This is a genomic window from Herbiconiux daphne (assembly GCF_024979295.1).
Taxonomy (GTDB): domain Bacteria; phylum Actinomycetota; class Actinomycetes; order Actinomycetales; family Microbacteriaceae; genus Herbiconiux; species Herbiconiux daphnes.
Genome location: NZ_JANLCJ010000011.1, coordinates 17352 through 35863 on the forward strand (window position 1 = coordinate 17352; position 18512 = coordinate 35863).

The 18512-nt window shown below is 69.5% G+C and carries 19 protein-coding genes; 7 read left to right on the forward strand and 12 right to left on the reverse strand.

What is annotated here, in order from left to right:
* Positions 1 to 19: 19 nt before the first annotated feature.
* Entirely contained in the window at positions 20 to 592 is a 573-nt protein-coding gene (locus N1032_RS20080) for a GNAT family N-acetyltransferase (protein WP_259541682.1), read from the reverse strand.
* Positions 593 to 675: 83 nt separating this feature from the next.
* On the opposite strand from N1032_RS20080, the gene N1032_RS20085 reads away from it, so the two are divergent.
* Together N1032_RS20085 and N1032_RS20090 are read left to right on the forward strand one after the other, a co-directional pair.
* Complete coding sequence (locus N1032_RS20085; RefSeq protein WP_259541685.1) at positions 676 to 1431, forward strand: DNA-3-methyladenine glycosylase; 756 nt, start codon at positions 676 to 678, stop codon at positions 1429 to 1431.
* Positions 1428 to 2084, forward strand: a complete 657-nt coding sequence (locus N1032_RS20090) for a VOC family protein (RefSeq protein ID WP_259541691.1) — start codon at positions 1428 to 1430, stop codon at positions 2082 to 2084. Before N1032_RS20085 ends, N1032_RS20090 begins: the two co-directional genes overlap by 4 nt.
* Positions 2085 to 2091: 7 nt before the next feature.
* Here N1032_RS20090 and N1032_RS20095 read toward each other — a convergent pair whose 3' ends face one another.
* Positions 2092 to 3333, reverse strand: coding sequence for a hypothetical protein (locus N1032_RS20095; protein ID WP_259541693.1), 1242 nt, complete (start codon positions 3331 to 3333; stop codon positions 2092 to 2094).
* Positions 3334 to 3477: 144 nt separating this feature from the next.
* Between N1032_RS20095 and N1032_RS20100 the strand changes: the two genes are divergently transcribed.
* Positions 3478 to 4287, forward strand: coding sequence for a dienelactone hydrolase family protein (locus tag N1032_RS20100; protein WP_259541695.1), 810 nt, complete (start codon positions 3478 to 3480; stop codon positions 4285 to 4287).
* A 35-nt stretch (positions 4288 to 4322) separates the two neighbouring features.
* Here N1032_RS20100 and N1032_RS20105 read toward each other — a convergent pair whose 3' ends face one another.
* The gene (locus tag N1032_RS20105; RefSeq protein ID WP_259541696.1) at positions 4323 to 6368 is read right to left on the reverse strand and encodes a DUF262 domain-containing protein; all 2046 of its coding nucleotides are present in this window, start codon (positions 6366 to 6368) and stop codon (positions 4323 to 4325) included.
* Between the two features lie 133 nt (positions 6369 to 6501).
* Between N1032_RS20105 and N1032_RS20110 the strand changes: the two genes are divergently transcribed.
* Positions 6502 to 7275 carry a hypothetical protein gene (locus N1032_RS20110; protein ID WP_259541698.1) on the forward strand — a complete coding sequence of 258 codons (774 nt, stop codon included), beginning with the start codon at positions 6502 to 6504 and terminating at the stop codon, positions 7273 to 7275.
* A 78-nt stretch (positions 7276 to 7353) separates the two neighbouring features.
* Here N1032_RS20110 and N1032_RS20115 read toward each other — a convergent pair whose 3' ends face one another.
* From N1032_RS20115 to N1032_RS20130, 4 genes are all read right to left on the reverse strand, one after another.
* A complete protein-coding gene (locus N1032_RS20115; RefSeq protein ID WP_259541731.1) occupies positions 7354 to 7926 on the reverse strand; it encodes an NADPH-dependent F420 reductase in 573 nt (190 codons plus the stop codon).
* Positions 7927 to 8008: 82 nt separating this feature from the next.
* Positions 8009 to 8584, reverse strand: a complete 576-nt coding sequence (locus tag N1032_RS20120; RefSeq protein WP_259541738.1) for an ECF transporter S component — start codon at positions 8582 to 8584, stop codon at positions 8009 to 8011.
* An 81-nt stretch (positions 8585 to 8665) separates the two neighbouring features.
* The gene (locus tag N1032_RS20125) at positions 8666 to 10384 is read right to left on the reverse strand and encodes an MDR family MFS transporter (RefSeq protein WP_259541739.1); all 1719 of its coding nucleotides are present in this window, start codon (positions 10382 to 10384) and stop codon (positions 8666 to 8668) included.
* Positions 10381 to 11037 carry a TetR/AcrR family transcriptional regulator gene (locus N1032_RS20130; RefSeq protein ID WP_259541740.1) on the reverse strand — a complete coding sequence of 219 codons (657 nt, stop codon included), beginning with the start codon at positions 11035 to 11037 and terminating at the stop codon, positions 10381 to 10383. Before N1032_RS20130 ends, N1032_RS20125 begins: the two co-directional genes overlap by 4 nt.
* Before the next feature lie 210 nt (positions 11038 to 11247).
* On the opposite strand from N1032_RS20130, the gene N1032_RS20135 reads away from it, so the two are divergent.
* Positions 11248 to 11493 carry a hypothetical protein gene (locus N1032_RS20135; protein ID WP_259541742.1) on the forward strand — a complete coding sequence of 82 codons (246 nt, stop codon included), beginning with the start codon at positions 11248 to 11250 and terminating at the stop codon, positions 11491 to 11493.
* A gap of 9 nt (positions 11494 to 11502) precedes the next feature.
* On the opposite strand, the gene N1032_RS20140 is transcribed toward N1032_RS20135, so the two are convergent.
* On the reverse strand, positions 11503 to 12231 hold the full coding sequence (locus N1032_RS20140) for a DUF72 domain-containing protein (RefSeq protein WP_259541745.1): 729 nt from the start codon (positions 12229 to 12231) through the stop codon (positions 11503 to 11505).
* A gap of 74 nt (positions 12232 to 12305) precedes the next feature.
* Here N1032_RS20140 and N1032_RS20145 point away from each other — a divergent pair, with 74 nt between their 5' ends.
* Positions 12306 to 12602 carry a DUF4287 domain-containing protein gene (locus N1032_RS20145; protein WP_259541748.1) on the forward strand — a complete coding sequence of 99 codons (297 nt, stop codon included), beginning with the start codon at positions 12306 to 12308 and terminating at the stop codon, positions 12600 to 12602.
* 4 nt (positions 12603 to 12606) lie between these two features.
* Here the strand turns inward: N1032_RS20145 and N1032_RS20150 are convergent, their stop codons facing one another.
* The 3 genes from N1032_RS20150 to N1032_RS20160 all read right to left on the reverse strand — a co-directional run bounded on the left by N1032_RS20150 (position 12607) and on the right by N1032_RS20160 (position 16322).
* Positions 12607 to 14229, reverse strand: a complete 1623-nt coding sequence (locus N1032_RS20150) for an MFS transporter (RefSeq protein WP_259541750.1) — start codon at positions 14227 to 14229, stop codon at positions 12607 to 12609.
* A gap of 93 nt (positions 14230 to 14322) precedes the next feature.
* Positions 14323 to 14655, reverse strand: a complete 333-nt coding sequence (locus N1032_RS20155; RefSeq protein WP_259541752.1) for a DUF4286 family protein — start codon at positions 14653 to 14655, stop codon at positions 14323 to 14325.
* Positions 14652 to 16322, reverse strand: coding sequence for a flavin-containing monooxygenase (locus N1032_RS20160; protein ID WP_259541755.1), 1671 nt, complete (start codon positions 16320 to 16322; stop codon positions 14652 to 14654). Before N1032_RS20160 ends, N1032_RS20155 begins: the two co-directional genes overlap by 4 nt.
* A 174-nt stretch (positions 16323 to 16496) precedes the next feature.
* Between N1032_RS20160 and N1032_RS20165 the strand changes: the two genes are divergently transcribed.
* Positions 16497 to 17441 carry an SDR family NAD(P)-dependent oxidoreductase gene (locus N1032_RS20165; RefSeq protein ID WP_259541757.1) on the forward strand — a complete coding sequence of 315 codons (945 nt, stop codon included), beginning with the start codon at positions 16497 to 16499 and terminating at the stop codon, positions 17439 to 17441.
* 68 nt (positions 17442 to 17509) lie between these two features.
* Here N1032_RS20165 and N1032_RS20170 read toward each other — a convergent pair whose 3' ends face one another.
* The gene (locus N1032_RS20170; protein ID WP_259541758.1) at positions 17510 to 18493 is read right to left on the reverse strand and encodes a cyclase family protein; all 984 of its coding nucleotides are present in this window, start codon (positions 18491 to 18493) and stop codon (positions 17510 to 17512) included.
* Between the last annotated feature and the right edge of the window lie 19 nt (positions 18494 to 18512).

Sequence of the window (18512 nt, forward strand, 5' to 3'; positions counted from 1 at the left end):
GATCACCCAGGCTACGCGGTCAGTTCAGGTCGAACCGCATCAGCAACCGGGGAAACCCGTTCAGCACCGAGTCGGTGACCGCCGCCTCGGTGAAACCCGCGGCTTCGAACAGGGAGCGGGTGCCGACGTAGGCCATGGTGAGGTCGACCTTCTTGCCGCGGTTGTCGACCGGGTAGCCCTCGATCGCGGGGGCGCCGTGCTCGCGGGCGAAGTCGACGGCACCGGCGAGCAACCGGTGCGAGATGCCCTCGCCGCGGTGCCCGGGGCGCACCCGTATGCACCACACCGACCACACATCGAGGTCGTCGACGTGCGGGATCCTGCGGTTGCGTGCGAAGGTCGTGTCGGCGCGCGGGTGCACGCCGGCCCAGCCCACCACCTCGTCGCCGTCGTAGGCGAGCACCCCGGGCGGTGGTTTCTGTGCCACGAGCTTCTTCACCAGATCGCCGCGCGCGGTGCCGTGCAGGTCGTTGTTCTGCGTCGAGGGGATGCGATAGCTGAGGCACCAGCACACGTTCGCATCGGGGCGTTTGGGGCCGACCATCGTCTTCACGTCGGCGAACCGTGTCGCCGCACGCACCTCGATCGCCATGCAGCCACCCTGCCACCGGGCCCGGGGCGCGACAAGCCTCGCGCGCCGAGGCCCGTCTTTCCCGGCCGCGCTAGGGTGGCACCGTGGATGCTCCGGTGGGGTTCACCGACACCGATCGCGCGTTCTTCGCGCGCGACGTGTTCGACGTCGCCCCGCAACTGCTCGGCTGCGCGCTGCGCCGCACGGATGCCGCGGGCACCGTCGCCCTGCGCATCACCGAGGTCGAGGCCTACGCCGGCGAACGCGACCCGGGGTCGCACTCCTACCGGGGCCGCACCGCCCGCAATGCCACCATGTTCGGGCCCGCCGGGCACGTCTACTGCTACTTCAGCTACGGACTCCACCACGCCGTCAACCTCGTGACGGGCCGGGTGGGCCAGCCCTACGGATGCCTCGTGCGCGCCGGCCGGGTGGTGGAGGGTGTGGAACTCGCGCGGCGGCGGCGCGAGGCGGGCGGGCGGCGCTCGCCGCTGCCCGACCGGGCACTCGCGCGTGGGCCGGGAAACGTGGCGCAAGCGCTCGGAGCGACCCTGGCCGACGACGGCGACGACCTCTTCGGCAGCGCGTGGCAGTTCTTCGTGCCGACGGGTGCGGGCCCGGATGCCGCCCGCCCCACGATCGCCACCGGCCCGCGTGTGGGCGTGAGCGGCCCGGCCGGCGACGCGGTCGCCTTTCCGTGGCGCTACTGGATCGCCGGAGACCCGACTGTCAGCAGCTACCGCCCCGCGAAGCCCCGCCTGCCCGCGAAGCCCCACGGGCCCAGCGAGACGCCCACCGAGACCCGTCGGCCCACCGAGACCCATCACCCCGCCGAGCCCCATCAGGAGGAGCCGACATGAACGACCGCATCTCACCCGCCCGATTCCACGCTGCGCAGGGCGTCTCCGACTGGGGCGTGCTCTTCGACGCCGCCACCGCCCGCTTCGCGACCGGGTCGTTCGAGCGGGGCGCCGCCTTCGTTGCCGAGATCGCCCGGCTCGCCGATGCCGCCGGCCACCACCCCGACGTCGACCTGCGCTACGCGACGGTGACCGTGCGGCTGTTCAGCCACGACATCACCGACATCAGCGAACGCGACCTTGCGCTCGCGCAGGCCGTGTCGCAGGCCGCCGCCGACCTCGGGATCGCCGCCGACGTCGTGGGGCTGCACGCCGTGCAGATCGCCATCGATGCCGCCGACATCCCAACGGTGCTGCCCTTCTGGCAGGCCGTCACGGGCTACCGCCGGCACGGCGACGACGACCTCCTCGATCCGTTCGGCCGGGGCCCGAACATCTGGTTCCAGCAGATGGATCCTCCGCGCACCGGGCGCAACCGCATCCACATCGATCTGTCGGTGCCGCGCTCCGAGGCTCCGGCACGCATCGCGGCGGCGCTGGCAGCGGGCGGGAGCATCGTGAATGACGACAACGCCCCCGCGTGGTGGACCCTCGCCGACCCGGAGGGTAACGAGGTCGACGTCGCCGCCTGGCGCGACGACAGCGACTGGTGACCCGGTTCTACCAGGCCCACAGCTTCGTGAGGGTGGCCACCTCGTAGTCGGGCACGGACTGGAGGCCGAGGATGTCGTCGCGGGTCCAGCCCTTGATGGCAGGGTCGAAGGTCCACGAACCCGACTGGCTGGGCTGCTGCTTCGCCACCGGCTCGTAGCTCAACGTGGTGTTCTCGACCGTCGTGAAGCCCATGCGGCCCACCGCGCCCGACACCACCGAGTCGGTGAGGCGCACGTCGCGGCAGCCGCCCGCGAAGGCGTTCGGCTCACCGGAGTAGTCGCCCGGCTTGAGCGGCTGCACGAGCCACGGCAGCAGGCCGCCCAGGATGAGGCAGTGCTGGTAGTCGGCGTAGATCAGGTTGTCCTTCAGCAGCTCGGCGCTGTTCGACGAGCCGTAGTCGACGCAGTCGACCGAGGTGAAGGGGCCGAAGGGGCCTGACCCGGTGCCCTCGAGCTGGATGGTGTCGCAGTGGGCCTCGCTGCCCTCGGGCTTGACCGAGGGGCCGAAGACGCAGCCGTGCCGCGAGATGTCGGTCATGGCGTAGGCCTCGGTGGGCCGCACCGCCGCCGTGTCGGTCTCGTTCTGGCGGAAGCCGAGCACCAGCTCGTACATCGCGATGGCGGTGCCGCCCTGGGTGATGCCCATGCCGTCGAACCGGCTCCAGCCGATCTGCAGGTTCGAGCACTGGGTGAGGGTGAACGCGCCGGTGCTGAGCAGACCGTAGAAGGCCAGCCCCGCGCACTTGTCGAGCCGGATGCCCTCGGCCGCGACCGTGACCGAGCCGAAGCCCTCGAGGGGGCAGATCACGACCGGCACGGTCCAGTCCGCTCCGCCGACCTCGGTCAGCGCGGCGGGCGACGACGACTTCGAGCCCTCACCCGGCAGCACGCCCGGTTTCACCCGGATGATCGCACCCGCAGCGGTGGTCGCGGCATCCAGGGTCGCGATCTTGGCGGCGATGTCGGCCCAGTCGCATTCGGCGACGAGCTCGGTGGCCGCTTGCTCGCCCAACCAGGGCAGTTCGGCGGGGTAGTGGGTGCCGTTCGGACCGAACGAGACGGCCGCCGCGGGACGAGCGCCGCCCGAACGCGTGGGCTCGGGTGTCGGGGTGGGCGTCGCGGGTGGCCTCGACGCGGAGGGAGTGGGCGACGACGGCGCCTCATCGGCGGTGCAGGCCGCCAGAACGCCGGCGGCGGCCACGATGAACGAGCCCTTGAGCAGAACGCGGCGATCGATCTGTGCTGCCAATTACGTGCCTCCGAGAGTGGGATCGTGACCGAGGACGGGGAACTTGCCGGTGTTGCACGCGCCTGGGCACCGTATCATCCGCGGATGGGGCCCCGCCCTGCGCGGCGCCGCGTCGTCGCTGTGCGCCTGTTGCAGAGTGGGCACATGACGCGCGACGCACCCCGGGCCACCCTCGACGGCTGGGTGCGGTCGCCGTTCTCGGCCGCCGGCCGCACGCACGACTGCTTCGAGAAGGGATCGGGGCCCGGGGTGGTGCTCATTCCGGAGCTGCCCGGCATCACCCCGCAGGTGCTGGGGCTCGCCGAACACCTCGTCGACGAGGGCTTCACGGTCGTGGTGCCGTCGCCGTTCGGCACACCGGGGCAGGAGGCATCCGTCGGCTACACGCTCCGCTCGGTCGCGCGCATCTGCGTCAGCGCCGAGTTCCGGGCGTTCGCCGTGAACGCCGAGCGGCCGATCACCGCATTCCTGCGCGCGCTCGCCGCCGACCTCAACGCCCGGACGCCCGGCGCCGGCGTGGGCGTGATCGGCATGTGCTTCACCGGCGGCTTCGCGCTCGCGGCCGCGGTCGACGACGCGGTGGCGGCCTCGGTCGTGAGCCAGCCGGCCGCGCCGTTTCCGGTGGGAGCCGCGCGGCGGCGAGACCCCGGAATGTCGCAGGCCGAACTCGGCGAGGTGGCCCGCCGCTCGCAGACGAGCGACTTCTGCGCCCTCGGTCTGCGGTTCTCGGCCGACGCGAACTCGCCGCGCGCCCGGTTCGAGACCATCGAGCGCGCACTCGGTGGGGCGTTCGAGGTGATCGAACTCGACTCCTCGCCGGGCAACGCCGGCGGGTTCTCGGAGCGCGCGCACTCGGTGCTCACGAGCGAGGTGCGCGAGGTGCCGGGCCATCCGGCCCTCGTCGCGCGCGAACGGGTGGTGGCCTTCCTGCGCACGCAGCTCGTCGTTGTCTGACCAGCGGATGCCGCAGGCCCTCCCTTTGGGAGGAGCTACATCACCGCGCCGAAGTAGGAGTACTTCACGAACACCTCGGCCGCGATGCCGGCCTCTTCGAGCACGCCCTGCACGGCGGTGAGCATGTACTTCGAGTCCCAGCCCATGTAGAGGTAGTTGGCCTCGTCGAGCTGATCCCAGTGCCCGTTCCACGCCTGGGCCTCATAGATCGGGCCGCCGCGGCGCGCGCTGAACGCCACCACCGCCTCGCGGGAGTCGGCCCACAGCCGCCTGAAGATGCGGTTGAACAGGTATTTGACGTCGTAGACCTCCCAGTGCTCGCCGCGGTATTCGACGTATTCGAACTCGCGCTCCCAGCCGCGCGGCCAGCCGCGGCGCTTGACGGCGTCGAGCACGGGAGTGAGGCCGTCGTCGTCGATGCCGACGGTTCTGGGGCGGGCCCAGACACGCAGGAAGACGTCGGTGAGGCGCACGGTGCGGTCGGCGATGGCGGCGGTGGTCCAGGACGGGGTGGCGGCGACATCCGCCGTCGTCGGCACGGCGCTCTGGGCGTAGAGGGCGCGCTTCTCGGGGAACGACTTGTCGAGGGCGCGCTCGAACAGGGGCTGCTCGAGCAGGGCGAGATTGCCGAGGGTCTGAGCGAGGGCGCGGTGGCTGTTCTGCTCGTCGTCGGAGTAGTCGGCCCACTCGCGCACGCCGTCGCCCGTCCACGAGTCGGCCGGGGCCACCGGAAAGATGTGCTCGAGGTCGAGTTCGTCGATGCCGTCGACCCCGGCGATGCGGCCGAGCACGTAGGCGGGGTGGGGCAGCTCGCTGTACTTCAGCGCCACCCGCACCCGCTCGTCAGAGGGGGTGATGCGGGCGATCGCGAGCACGAGGCTCTCGGGGCCGTCGTCGCGGGCGCGGCAGAGGCGGGCCACCAGGCGCTCGTTGCCGAGCCCCGAAACGGTGCGGCGCAGCAGCAGCGACTGCACGTGCTCGAGCACGGCGATGAGCTCGTCGCGCGAGACCGTGCCCTCGGAGTGGTCGTGATAGGCGCGCATGACGAGCGGATACATGCCGCGGCCGAAGGTGTTGAGGTAGGTGAGCTGCCGGGCGACGTCGGCGTCGGGGGCGTCGGCGGGCATGAGCAGCACGCGGTAGGCCTCGGAGTAGGCGCGCCACTCGGCGGCGTGCGTGCGCAGGGTGTCGAGGTCGAGGCGCGGGAACTGCTGGCGGAAGGCGTCGTAGACGCCGCGCTCGCCGGCGACGGCGACCTCGCGGCCGGTCTTCATGACCAGGTAGTGCCGCCAGAAGCTCGCGATCTGCTCGCCGGTGTTCTGCTCGATCGGCAGCCAGTAGTCGTCTTCGACCTCGCTCTGCTCGGTGTGCGACAGCCCCATCAGCACGTAGTTGTGGATGAGTTCGTGGTCGCGCAGCGGCTCGCCGGTGGAGTTGAGGCTCTCGAAGATCTGCTGGGCGTTGGCGTCGGCGCCGAGGGTGATGGCGACGTGCTCGAGCTTCTGCAGGCCGCGCCAGATGCGGGGCACCTCGTCGGGGCGCACCTGGCTGCGGAAGAAGGCGTAGTTGTCGTCGAAGCGCGACTCGCGCGAGACGTCGTCGGGCGAGCGGCGGTCGAGCACGACGCTCTCGAACACCTGGGCCCAGGCGCGGTGCGGGCGCAGCTTGGTGCGCGTGGCATCCGTCGATCCCGGCAGCTGACGGCGCACAAGCACCCGCTCGAGCTCGGCGGCGAGAGCGGGATCGCCGTCGGGGTCGGCCGACACGGTGTGGTGCAGCGCCGCGACCAGCAGCATCAGGGTGGTGATGCGCTGCTGGCCGTCGATGAGCACGAGCTCGGAGTCATCCGTCTCGTCGTCGGCGGCCGTCGAGAGGATCGAGCCGATGAAGTGCGTGTGGCGGTCGTGCAGGTCGGAGACGGCCCGGATGTCGCCGAGCAACTGCTCGCAGCCGCCGATGTCCCACCGGTACTGGCGCTGGTAGACCGGAACGACGATGGTGGTCTCGGGGGCCGAGAGCCACGCGATGGTGTTGACCGCGGTGGCGTCGACGTTCGTGGCAGTGACCAGAGCTGTGACCATAGGCGACGAGTTTACGGGATGTTCGTGTCGCGTCGGCCTGCCGGAGGAAGCTCTCAGAGGCAGGATGTTAGGCTGACCTAACCTGGACCTGTTAAAACGTGCTGGTCCAAGACGAAAGGGCATGATCTTCATCATGGGTTACATCAAATCTGCCGCGCTCGAAGAGACCGGCTACGTCGTACTCGACCGCTACAACCAGGAGCTCGACCCCAAGGAATGGCTCGACATCGAGTACAACGACTGGAAGTCGTCGGGCGACACCCGGTTCGCGCCTCTCGCGAGCGCCTTCGGCGAGATCGAGTGCAACGGTTTCTGGAACCACAAGCCGCCGCGCACCGACAAAGACGGCGTGTTCATCGAGTCGCAGGTCGAGAAGGCCCCCAACCTCACGCGCCGCGCGCAGGAGCCGGGTGCCAACATCGGCCGGTGCCGCGTGATCGAGCTGCAGCCGAACACCTACGCCGACGCCCTCTACAACCTGCACCAGGACGACAACAACCGCCTGAACCCCGACGGAACCGGCTGGGTCGTGCGCGGGTTCTTCAACCTGACCGACGACACCACGAGCTACTTCGTGCTGCGCGACAACCGCACCGACCCCGACGGCGAGGTGCGCATCGCCCTTCCCGCCGGCGCCCAGCTGATCGTCGACACCCAGCGCCTCTGGCACGCCGCCGCCCACTACGGCACCGACCCGCGCTACTGCCTCATCACCTCGTGGACCTCGGGCCCCGAGCTCGACGCCTACATCGAGAAGTACAACGGCGTGGGCCACGTCGAGAACTTCGAGGTGGAGCAGGACGTGCTCGACGCCGGCCAGGCGGAGCAGACCCGTCGCCTCGCCGCCCGTGCCGCTGCGCTCGCCGCGCGCGGTCAGGCCGAGAAGGCTGTGATGAGCGAGGCGTGATGCCCCGCTGAACACCCCGAAGGCCCCGGTCGATCGACCGGGGCCTTCGTCGTGCGGGGGGGGGGGGGGGGGGGCGGGTCAGCGCACCACGCCGAAGCCACCGGTCCAGCTGATCTGCTCGCCCGCGGCGAGGGTGAGCTGAAGGAAGCCGATCGCCTCGAGCTCGCGCGCCCGCTTGAGCGAGCCGGCGTCGATGGTGAGCAGGCCTCCCGCGGTCAGCACGCCTGCGAGCTGGTCTTTCGCGGCCTGGTCGTCGCCCGCGATCAGCACCGTGGTCGCCAGGTCGCCGATCTTCTTGGTGGACAGGGTCGCGGCGAAGTTCGTGTTGAACGCCTTCAGCACCGAGGCGGTCGGCAGGGCCTTCTGGATCTCTGCGGCGGCCGAGCCGTCGGCCGGCACGACCAGCGAGTCGAAGGTCGAGAAATCGAGCGGGTTCGTGATGTCGACCACGACCTTGCCGGCGAGCTGGTCGCCGTAGGTCGCGAGGATGTCGGCGACCGAGGGGTAGGGCACGGCCAGCACGACGATGTCGCCGGTCACGGTGCCCCCCGGCTCCTTGCCGAGGTGCTCGACCGATGCGCCGCCGGCTGCGGCGATGCTCGCGATCGCGCTGCCCATGTTGCCGGTGCCGAAGATGGTGACGTTCGTCATGGTGTTCCTCCTGGTGATGTCATTGGCTATTACTTGTAGCAACAACTAAACACCGCAGGGACTTATTCCCGACTCCGCCTGTCTACGGGCGGGCGCGGAGGGGTGTGGCGGTCGGCGACGGCCGGCGGGCCGATCGACCGACGCCGGCGCGACGGAGGGCCGCCGCCACGCCCACACCGATCGCCGTGCCGGCGAGACAGCTCACCAGGGTGAGCGCGATGAACGCCACGCGCGGGCCGGGCGCGAACGCACCCAGGTCGTAGGCCTGCCAGGCGAGAAGGGGATAGGCCACACCCGCGACCACGGCACCGGCATAGTGCTGCCAGAGGGTCCAATAGCGGTAGAAGACGACGAGGAAGCCCAACTCGGCGAAGAACACCCAGAAGACGTTGGTGAGCACGGTCGAGAAGCCGTAGCCCGAGAACGGCACGAGCACGAGCCCCGAGATGAGTCCCACCAGGAGCCCGGCGCCCGGGCGCTGCAGCAGCCGCAACGCGATCACCGCGGGCAGTAGCCACAGCCCTGCCAGGGCGACGCTCGCGAAGGGCACGGTGGCGAACAGCACCGTGGAGAGCCAGTTGGCCGGGGCGAGCAGCAGGCCCCCGGCGACGCCCAGCACGGCACAGGTCAGCAGATAGGCGGTGGAGGCGTTCTTCATGGTGCAACCCTCGCACACCGCCCCGACGCCGAGAAGGGCCCGGTCTCCGGGAGGAGAACGGGCCCTTCTGTGGGCGTGCGGTCAGCGCACCGGCTGGCGCCGGGGGGCATCGGTGGCGGCATCCGCGGTGTCGGCGTCGACCAGGCTGATCGAGCCCGTTCGCTGCGAGAGCACGGGTTCCACCGTGGGGTTGGCGCCGACCGAGAGCGACTCGTCGAGCACCTCGGCGTTGAAAGACGGCTCGCCGTCGGTGCGCTCGCCGTCGGTGCGCTCGATCTGCGTCGCCAGCGGCTTCTCGACCACGAACATCAGCAGCACGGCGGCCACCAGCACGAGCGGCACCATGAGCAGGAAGATCGGGGTCAAGGCGTCGTTGTAGGCGTTGACGATGATCGTGCGAGCGGCGTCGGGCAACGCGTTCACGATGGCCGGGGTGAGCGAGTTGGTGCCCGCGTCTCCGGTGCCACCGGCGGGCAGGTTCGACGCCAGGATGTCGGTCAGTCGCGACACGAACAGGCTGCCGACGATCGCGGCTCCGAGCGAGGAGCCGATCTGGCGGAAGAAGTTGTTCGACGACGTGGCTGTTCCGACGATCGCCCGGGGGAACGAGTTCTGCACGACGAGCACGAGGATCTGCATCGACAGGCCGAGGCCGAGGCCCATGACGGCCAGGAACACGCAGACGATCCAGAGGGCTGTGGTGGCCGTGAGGGTCGAGAGCAGGAACAGGCCGAGCGCGGTGACGAACATGCCGACGATCGGGATGAGCTTGTAGCGCCCGGTGCGCGACACGATCTGGCCGGAGCCCACCGAGGCGACGAGAAGGGCGCCCATCATGGGGATCATCAGCAGGCCGGCATCCGTCGCTCCGACCCCGGTGACCATCTGCAGGTAGGTGGGCATGTAGGCGAGTGCGCCGAACATGGCCACACCGGTGATGAGACCGGCGCCGGTGGTGAGGTTGAAGTTGCGGTTCTTGAACAGCTTCAGCGGGATGACCGGCTCGGCGGCGCGGCTCTCGATGAAGACGAACATGCCCGCGAACGCGACCGTCGCGACGATGAGGCCGATGATGACGGGGGAGTTCCAGTCGTAGGTGTTGCCGCCCCAGGTGGTGAACAGCACGAGGCTGGTCGCGGCGAGGGCGAGCACGATCATGCCCGGGTAGTCGATGCGGGGCTTGGCGAACGCCTTCTTCGGCAGCTTGAGGAAGAAGACGGCCGAGGCGATGGCCAGGATGCCGAGCGGGATGTTCATCCAGAACGCCCAGCGCCAGCCGGGGCCGTCGGTGAAGAACCCGCCGAGCAACGGACCGGCGACGCTCGACACGGCGAACACCGCGCCCATGATGCCGGAGTACTTGCCGCGCTGACGGGCGGGCACCACGTCGGCGATGATGGCGAGGGCCAGGATCATCAGTCCGCCGCCGCCGAGACCCTGGATGGCGCGGCCCGCGATGAGCGTGCCCATCGAGTCGGCCAGGCCGCCCACGACGCTGCCGACCAGGAAGATCGAGATCGCGCCGATGAAGAGCCACTTGCGGCCGATGAGGTCGCCGAGCTTGCCGTAGACCGGCATGACGATGGTCGAGGCGAGGATGTAGGCCGTGGTGACCCACAGCATGTGCTCCACGCCGTCGAGCTGCCCCACGATGGTGGGCAGCGCGGTGCTGAAGATGGTCTGGTCGAGCGATGCGAGCAGCATCGCCACCATCAGACCGGCGAACACGAGCAGAACGCTGCGCGTCGAGGGATTGGCCTCGGTGTGCGTCTCTCGCGGTGGGGCGACGGTGGTCGTCATCTGAGTTTCTCCAATACGGTTCTGAGCGTCGTGATCGCGCGCTCGTACGTTGTGCGGGGGTCGGTGGGGGCGGATGCCGCGCCACCGGGGTCGCCGTCGGTCTGACTCGCCCACTTCTTCATGCTGACCCGCACGGTGGCGAGGCAGATGCCGAGGATGACGCGGGCTTCGTCGAGCCGCTGCGACTCGGTGTCGCCCGCGAAGCGGGGGTCGTCGCCGAGCCAGCCGGCGACGATGGCGCTCAGCCGGTCTTCGAGTTCGGCCACGCGCACCATCTGCCGGGTCATCAACGAGGGATGCTTCTGCAGCACCTCGCGGGTGAGAGCGGCGTTCTTGTGCCGGCCGCCGCTGGCTTCGAACACCGCGTAGATGAGGTCGAAGGTGGCGCGCACCGGGTCGCCGGTGCTGTCGCGCACCCGGTCGAGCTCGGCCGCCACGGCCTGCTCGTCGATGCCGAGCACGGCGTCTTCTTTCGAGGGGAAGTAGTTGAAGAAGGTGCGGTTCGAGACATCCGCCCGCTCGCTGATGGCGTCGATGGTGGTGGCCTCGAGGCCGCGTTCGAGCACGAGCCCCGCGGCGGCCAGGTGGATGGCGTCGGCGGTCTGCGCGCGCTTGCGCTCGCGGAGTCCGCCGGTACCGTACGTTTCTTGCATAGATGCATTGTTGCACGTTATGCAAGTTTGCGCAAGCGCAGACTTGCGCTGCATGCACAATTGCGCAGGCGCCGATGCCGGTGCCGTGCCGGTGCCGGATCCCGCCGAAGCTGTGAAGTCAAGCCCAGCACGCCCTCGGCCGGTCGGGATTTGCTGAGATCGAGGTCACGCAATGAGGCGGGCCGATGCAGGAGAGAAGGCCGGAGAACGATGCTCCGAGAACACGACAACACCACGAAGGCGGTCAGCTGGCGGTGCGCCCAGGCCGGGCTGTGGATCGCCACCCGCGACGACGGGCGCCCTGCCGGCATCGTCGTCGAACGCTGGTCGGAGGGGTTTCAGGTCACGACGTCGATCGGTCGCGATCTCGGCACCTTCCCGGCGCTCGAGGAGGCTCAGCGAGCACTCGAGCGTGCGGACGTGACGGCGCGGGCGCGGGCGGCCGCCCGGCGATGAGGTGGCCGGTCAGGTCGAGAGCAGTGCGCGAAGCGTCGACGCGTTGCGCACGGCGTTCGCGCCGCCGTCGTTGTTGAAATAGGCGTAGACCTCATGGCCCGCCTGCTCCCACTCGCGGATGCGGTCGGCCCACCAGCGCAGGTCGTCGTCGGAGTACGACCCGGCGTAGAGCGAGCCGTGATCGGGCCCGTGCAGGCGCACGAACACCTCGTGGGCGGTGGCGCGCAAGATGCAGGGCAGCGCGGCGCCGCTCATCACGCAGTAGGCCGCACCGTGCCGCTCGAGCAGGTCGAAGACCGCCGGATCGTGCCAACTCGGATGCCGCAGCTCGACGGCCACGCGCATCCACCCGGGCAGGCGGCTCAAGAAGTAGCCGAGGCGGGCGTCGTCACGTTCCATCGCGGGTGGCAGCTGCACGAGCAGCATCCCGCGACTGCTGCCGAGTTCGTGCAGCGCGCCGGTCATGCGGTCGATCCAGACCTCGGGAGCGTAGAGCCGTTTGGCGTGAGTGAGCCCTCGGGGTGCTTTCACCGACATCCGGAACCCGTCGGGCAGTCGTCGGTGCCAGCTCGCGAACGTGCTGTCGCGCGGCCAGCGGTAGAACGAGGCGTTGAGCTCGACGGTGTCGAAGCGTGCGGTGTAGGCGCCGAGCCGGCTCGCGCTCGGCAGCCCCGGCGGGTAGAGCTCGGGTTGCCAGTGGTCGTAGCTCCAGCCCGAGGTGCCGATCCAGGCGGTCATCGACCCGCCCCGCCCGTCGATCGACTCGGGCGCGCGGGCATGGGAGCATATTAACCCCGAGCGAAGGAGTCGCCATGTCGTTCCAGGCCTATCTCGACACCATCGAGGAGAAGACCGGCCTCACCCCGCGCGAGCTCGTCGCGATCGCCGCCGAGCGCGGTCTCGACGCGACGCCGGTGAAGGCGGGGCCGATCGTCGAGTGGCTCGCGGCCGATTACGGCCTCGGGCGCGGCCACGCCATGGCGATCGTGCACGTCATCAAGAACGGCGGCACGATCAGCGAGAAGCACGTCGGCACCGACGGCGTGCACCGCGACGAGTCGACCGAGCTCTGGCTCGACGGCAAGGCGACGAAGCCCGCCACCACGTAGCCGATCAGGCGTCAGAGCGCGGCTGTGCGGATGCCGGGAAGTAGTGCTCTTCGACGGGGGGTCCCTCGGCGTGACGCAGCGCATCGGCGCGCATCTCGCGGTCGCGCCCGGTCAGCCGTTGCGTCTGCTGACGCTGGAATTCGCCCCACGACGGCACCATGAAGCTCTCGAGGAAGGTGTCTTCGTTCTCACCGTTGCGCAGCAGTTGCCATCGGTAGCCACCCGTGCGGCGGCGTGAGCCCTCGACCAGTCGCATCGACGAGAGGAACTCCGCGACCGCTGCCGGATGCACCACGTAGGTCAGCTGCACGAGCACCGGACCATCGGTCGGAGCCGGCTCGAACACGAGCATCGGAGTCGCCCAGGTGAGCGAGATCGTGCGATCGACGGAACCGGTGCCGGGCAGCAACGGCAGAACCCGCACGCTGATGGCCACGAGCACGAGCAGTGCAGCCGCGGCGGCGAGGGCCGTGGGCGTTCCGACCGACTGGGCCACGATTCCCCAGGCGAAGGAACCGATCGCCATCGTGCCCATGAACACGAGGATGTAGGTCGCCGCGCCGCGGGAGCGCACCCACTGCGGCAACGTCAGCTGCAGAGCGGCGTTGAGCACGGTCAGCGTGCCGATCCACGCCAGGCCCGCGAGCACCAACAGGGCGATCGCGGGCACGAACGGCAGAATCGCCGCGCCGGCGGTTCCGGCCGCGTAGAGCACTGCGCTCGCGGCGATGACCATGTTGTCGGGGAACCGCTTGCGGGCGAGCGGCAATACGAAGACTCCGATGATCGCTCCGAGACCCAGGGCACCCAGCAGCAATCCGTACCCGGTCGAATCGAGCGCGAGCCTCTGCGCGGTGACCGGCAGAAGGGCCCAGAGAGCGCTCGCCGGCAGAGCGAACAGGGTCGACCTCAGCAGGATGCGGCGCACCAGCCCCGCGGATGCCACATACCTCACGCCCGCTCGGAGCGCCGCGCCGAACGGCTCGCGGTCGTCCAGTCCCGGTTGCGCGGGCCGTTTCCACCAGAGCAGTGCCACGACGGCTGCGACGAAGCTGAGCGCGTTGATGCCGAAGACGACCGACGGCCCGGCCAACGAGAGAAGCACGCCGGCCAAGGCCGGCCCGATGGCCCGCGCCCCGTTGACCGTCACTCCGCCCAGCGCCGATGATGCCCCGATCAACTCGCGGGGCACGAGCTCCGGCTGGATGGCCTGCCAGGCCGGAGACGTGAGGGTCGAGGTGACGCCGAGCAGGAAGGTGAAGACGAGCAGAGTCCAGGGAGTGAGTCCGTCGACCGCGGCGATCACCGTCAGCGCGGCCGCGATCACCGCGCTGACTGCGGAACCCCAGATGAGCAGCTTGCGGCGATCGAGCGAGTCGGCGAGCACGCCCGCCGGCAGCGAGAAAAGGATGGCGGGAGCGAGGCTCGCGGTCTGCACCAGAGCGATGACGGTCGCGCTCGCGGCCGCTTCGACCAGGAACCATTGGGCGCCGACCGTCTGCATCCAGGTGCCGATGTTGCTGCCGAGCTGCGCGAACCACAGCACCCGGAACGCCGTGATCGCCATCGGCGCCCAGGCGGAGGCGAGGGGATGACTGCTGGCCGGAGAAGCAGGTGTGGTCGACATCCTCGGTCCTTTCGGGCGTCCACACCAACGATAGGTTCACCGAACCCTGAGCAGATGGTCCGAATCCGGGACGGATGTCGAGAGATTCTTCGTCTACGGGCTCACGGAGAGCGGGGCGCCGAACGGGGCCATGATCATGTCGTTCAGATCGAGCAGGTCGCTGAACCCGAGTCCGGCGGTGTAGAGGCGGCCGCGCGCCTCGGCCGCCGACCCCTCCACCTCGTAGACCGTGGCGTAGCGGTAGGGCGCTCCCTGGCCGGGTTCGCCGTCGAGCCGGTAGCACTGGGCGCCGACGAACCCGGGAACCGTCAGCACCTCGGGGATGTGCGTCTGCCAGTACCAGGTGCGGAACTCCTCGTCTTTGCCCTCCACGGGGTTGACGAGTCCGATCAGCACTTCGCGCGCGGGCTGGTCTGCAGTGGTCATCGTGCGTCTCCTGAGGTCGATTCGGTGGTGAAACCGGCCGCGACGATCTCGCGGGCCGGCGTGAACGCTCCGCCGTAGTCGGCGGTCGACGACACCTCGTCGAGCATCTCGTGCAGCTTCGCGCGACCGCCGGGATTGAGCAGGAACTTGCGCACCTTGCCCTCGACGTTCGCCCCGTAGTAGTGACTGTGCTCGGCCGAGAAGATGGAGCGCGGGGCCAGGGTCTCGATCATCGTCATCCAGGCCTCCTGCTGCGCTGCCGTCGGCTCGAAGCGGTCGTAGCCGTTGGAGCGGGCGTAGTCGAGGGTGTCGAAGATCCAGTCGATCTGGTCTTGCGAGTAGCGCGGGTAGTTGCCGCCGCCGGCGCCGTGGGGCCCGCCGGGGAAGAAGAAGTTGGGCAGCAGGTGCGCGCTGAAGCCGCCGAAATCGGTGGGCCCGTCTTCCCAGTCGGTGCTGAGGTCGAGGCCCTCACGGCCCGTGACTCCCATGCGGGTGAGTGCGCCCGTGCCGAAGTCGAAGCCCGTGGCGTAGGCGATGATGTCGTAGTCGCGATGCCCCTCGGTGGTCTCGATGCCGGTCGCGTCGATGCGCAGGATTGGGGTCTCCCGCAGCGCGATGAGCGAGGCGTTCGGCTTGTTGAACGACTCGAAGTAGCCGCTCACGAACGGCGGCCGCTTGGCGCCGAACAGGTGGTCTTTCGGGATGAGCCGCTCGGCGGTCACCGGGTCGTCGACGATGCCGCGGATCTTCTCGGCGAGGAACTCGCAGAACTCCAGGTTCACCTCGCGATTGGTGGTCATGTCGTAGTAGTTCGCGGTGAGCTTGGCGAACCCGGGACTGGTCCAGATCTTCTCGTAGAACTCGCGCCGTTCCTCGGGGGTGTCGTCGGTCGAGAACTTGCCGGCGGGTGTGTGCAGGAAGCCCGACGGCGAGGTGCTCAGAATGCGCACGACCTCGTCGAAGTTCTGCTGCAGCCAGGTGAACCGCTCGTCGGAGAGGGGCGCGTTGTTGAGCGGGGTGGTCCAGGTGGGGGTGCGCTGGTAGAGGTCGACCTGCTCGACCACGTCGACGATGGCCGGCAACAGCTGGGCGCCGCTCGGGCCGTTGCCGATGATGGCGACGCGCTTGCCGGTGAAGTCGATGGGGGTGTGCGGCCAGGCACCCGTGTGGTGGCCCTCACCCTCGAAGGTCTCGAGTCCGTCGATCTCGGGGTAGTGGGGAACCGAGAGACCGCCGGTTGCCGAGATCACCCATCGGGCCCGCACGACGTCTCCTGTTCCGGTCGTCACGACCCAGTGGCCGGCGTCGTCGTCGAACGCCGCTGAGACCACCCGCTGGCCGGTACGGATGCTCGAACGCAGGCCGAACCGGTCGACCACGAAGTTCAGGTAGCTCTCGATCTCGGGCTGGGTCGCGAACTCCTCCTTCCAGCGCCATTCGTCGAACAGCTCCTTCGAGAAGATGTAACCGTAGGTGTAGCTCTCGGAGTCGAACCGGGCTGCCGGGTAGCGGTTCCAGTACCAGACCCCGCCGACGCCGTCGCCGGCCTCCAGCGCCTGGGCGGTGAAGCCCGCGTCGATCGCCCGGTAGAGGGCGTAGATGCCCACCACCCCGGCCCCGATCACGAGTACTTCGACGTCGACATCGTTGTGCGACTCAGCGGACATCCGGCGTGCTCCTCATCCGTAGCGGGCCTGCTTCGGCCTCGCGCCATAGCTAAGCATATGTGCTGAAAAAAGACAACGGAGGGACGCAGCTACAATGGAAGCAGCCAGCGGATGCATTGCAGAAACTGAGTAGATGTGATGAAATCTGGCCACGATCGCTTTCAAAGGAGAATGATGAACGCCAGACCAGAGCTCCGCTTCGACGGCCGGGTCGCCATAGTCACCGGAGCCGGCCGCGGCCTCGGCCGAGCCCACGCCCTGCTGCTGGCGTCGCGCGGCGCGAAGGTCGTGGTGAACGACCTCGGCGGTTCCAAAGAGGGGGAGGGCAGCGACAGCGGCCCTGCGAACGACGTCGTGCAGGAGATCCGCGCTGCGGGCGGCACCGCGGTCGTCGACACCGGCAACGTCGGCGTCGAGGAGGAGTGCCACGCCCTCGTGGCGACGGCCGTGCGCGAGTTCGGCCGCATCGACATCGTGGTGAACAACGCCGGCATCTCGCGCTGGGCGACGTTCCCCGAGGCCGACTCCGAGAACCTCGAGCGCACGCTCGACGTGCACCTGCGCGGAACCTGGCACACCACCCGCGCCGCCTGGCCGCACATGGAGGAGCAGGGTTACGGCCGGGTGATCACCACCACGTCGACCGGCATGCTCGGCCTGCCCGACAATCTCGCCTACGCTACGGCGAAGGGAGCCCTGATCGGCTTCACCCGGAGCCTCGCGGTCGCGGCCGCTCCGAAGGGCATCCTCGTCAACTGCGTGGCGCCCAACGCCGTCACGAGGCCCAGCGAGTCGGCGAAGAAGCCCAACATCGTCACGGCGTCACAGGTGAATTCCGACCGTCTGCAGGCCCTCGACACCACACTCGTGTCACCCATGGTGGCCTACCTCGCCCACGAGTCGTGCGCGGTGAACGGCGAGATCCTGGTGGCGGGAGCCCGACGGTTCGCGCGCTGGTTCCTCGGTGTCACCCCCGGGTGGCTCGCCGACGGCGAGAACGCGCCCATGATCGAGGACGTGGTGGAGAACTGGGCCGAGATCAACGACCCGGAGGGCTACTACGCGCCGGCCAGTCTGCAGGACTGGACATCGAAGTTCATGGCCCACTTGGGCGCCTGAGGGCCCGGGAGCCTGGGCCCTCAGGCAGCCTGCCACGCAGGAGCCGGAGGGCGCAGGCTCCCCGAACCTCAATACAGCAGCAGCGGATTGATGATGACGCCCGTCGAGCGGTGGATGGCGGCCGGTGCGGCGATCAGCTGACCGACGGACGTGCCCGCCTCTTTGAGCGCGGCCGCGGCGGGGCCGAGAAGGCAGTTGTCGATGAGGCACAGGCCGATGGCGTAGATGAGCCCGTGCACCTCCAGGGCAGCCTGCGGGTTGCTGCGGGCGTCGTGGAAGTCCCACGCCACCAGCCCCGGGTCGTTAGCGGCGATCCAGCTCGCGCCCGACTGCCCGATTCCCGGGCGCGGCTGCAGTACCGCTCCGGGCGTGTAGGTGTTGCCGGCCGCCTCGAAACGATCACGACCCTGATAGATGATCAGGCCGTCGCCCGGTTCGAGGGTGACGCCGGTGGCCGCCAGGGCGGCATCCAGGTCGTCGGCGGTGACGGGTTCTTCGGTGGTGACCCAGTCGACGCCGCGCACCGACGGGATGTCGAGCAGCACGCCGCGGGTGGCGATGCCGTGCTGGGCCCAGTTCACGATGGTGTCCTCGTCGGTCGCCGAGGCCGCCACGGGAATGGGCCCGTGCCAGCTGGCGTCGGCCCCGAGGTGCGCGAGGCCGTCCATGTGGGTGTTGTGGATGCCGTGGGCGTCGTAGGTGATGACGTCGCCGCCGTGGGCGGAACGCCCGTGCACCCCGACCCGCACGTCGAGTTCGACGCTGCCGTGGCCGTCGGGCAGCTCGATCACGGCGAGTTCCTGCCACTGGCGTTTCTCACGCTCGGCGGCTTCGGTGAGCAGCGCCAGCCGGTCAGGCCGGGTCTCGATCTCGCGCTCGAGCGACACGGCCCGGCCGAGTCTCACGGCGGCGGCGCCGCGAAGGCGCGCCGCCGCGTCGATGAGAGCCACGGATCCGCGGCACTGCACGCCGTCGCGGTGACGTGCGGCGTCGTGCTCGGCTCCGATCTCGCGGAGGAACGGCAGAACAGGGTCGAGGGCGACGTCGGGCATGGGTGCTCCTTGCGTGATG

What these genes read in the sequence shown, in the direction of transcription:
- N1032_RS20105 (WP_259541696.1), bottom strand. Translation starts at nt 6,368, where the DNA reads ATGGTCACAGCTCTGGTCACTGCCACGAACGTCGACGCCACCGCGGTC.
- N1032_RS20120 (WP_259541738.1), bottom strand. Translation starts at nt 8,584, where the DNA reads ATGAAGAACGCCTCCACCGCCTATCTGCTGACCTGTGCCGTGCTGGGC.
- N1032_RS20145 (WP_259541748.1), top strand. Translation starts at nt 12,306, where the DNA reads ATGTCGTTCCAGGCCTATCTCGACACCATCGAGGAGAAGACCGGCCTC.
- N1032_RS20160 (WP_259541755.1), bottom strand. Translation starts at nt 16,322, where the DNA reads ATGTCCGCTGAGTCGCACAACGATGTCGACGTCGAAGTACTCGTGATC.
- N1032_RS20135 (WP_259541742.1), top strand. Translation starts at nt 11,248, where the DNA reads ATGCTCCGAGAACACGACAACACCACGAAGGCGGTCAGCTGGCGGTGC.
- N1032_RS20090 (WP_259541691.1), top strand. Translation starts at nt 1,428, where the DNA reads ATGAACGACCGCATCTCACCCGCCCGATTCCACGCTGCGCAGGGCGTC.
- N1032_RS20155 (WP_259541752.1), bottom strand. Translation starts at nt 14,655, where the DNA reads ATGACCACTGCAGACCAGCCCGCGCGCGAAGTGCTGATCGGACTCGTC.
- N1032_RS20110 (WP_259541698.1), top strand. Translation starts at nt 6,502, where the DNA reads ATGGGTTACATCAAATCTGCCGCGCTCGAAGAGACCGGCTACGTCGTA.
- N1032_RS20165 (WP_259541757.1), top strand. Translation starts at nt 16,497, where the DNA reads ATGAACGCCAGACCAGAGCTCCGCTTCGACGGCCGGGTCGCCATAGTC.
- N1032_RS20080 (WP_259541682.1), bottom strand. Translation starts at nt 592, where the DNA reads ATGGCGATCGAGGTGCGTGCGGCGACACGGTTCGCCGACGTGAAGACG.
- N1032_RS20170 (WP_259541758.1), bottom strand. Translation starts at nt 18,493, where the DNA reads ATGCCCGACGTCGCCCTCGACCCTGTTCTGCCGTTCCTCCGCGAGATC.
- N1032_RS20140 (WP_259541745.1), bottom strand. Translation starts at nt 12,231, where the DNA reads ATGACCGCCTGGATCGGCACCTCGGGCTGGAGCTACGACCACTGGCAA.
- N1032_RS20130 (WP_259541740.1), bottom strand. Translation starts at nt 11,037, where the DNA reads ATGCAAGAAACGTACGGTACCGGCGGACTCCGCGAGCGCAAGCGCGCG.
- N1032_RS20115 (WP_259541731.1), bottom strand. Translation starts at nt 7,926, where the DNA reads ATGACGAACGTCACCATCTTCGGCACCGGCAACATGGGCAGCGCGATC.
- N1032_RS20150 (WP_259541750.1), bottom strand. Translation starts at nt 14,229, where the DNA reads ATGTCGACCACACCTGCTTCTCCGGCCAGCAGTCATCCCCTCGCCTCC.
- N1032_RS20125 (WP_259541739.1), bottom strand. Translation starts at nt 10,384, where the DNA reads ATGACGACCACCGTCGCCCCACCGCGAGAGACGCACACCGAGGCCAAT.
- N1032_RS20100 (WP_259541695.1), top strand. Translation starts at nt 3,478, where the DNA reads ATGACGCGCGACGCACCCCGGGCCACCCTCGACGGCTGGGTGCGGTCG.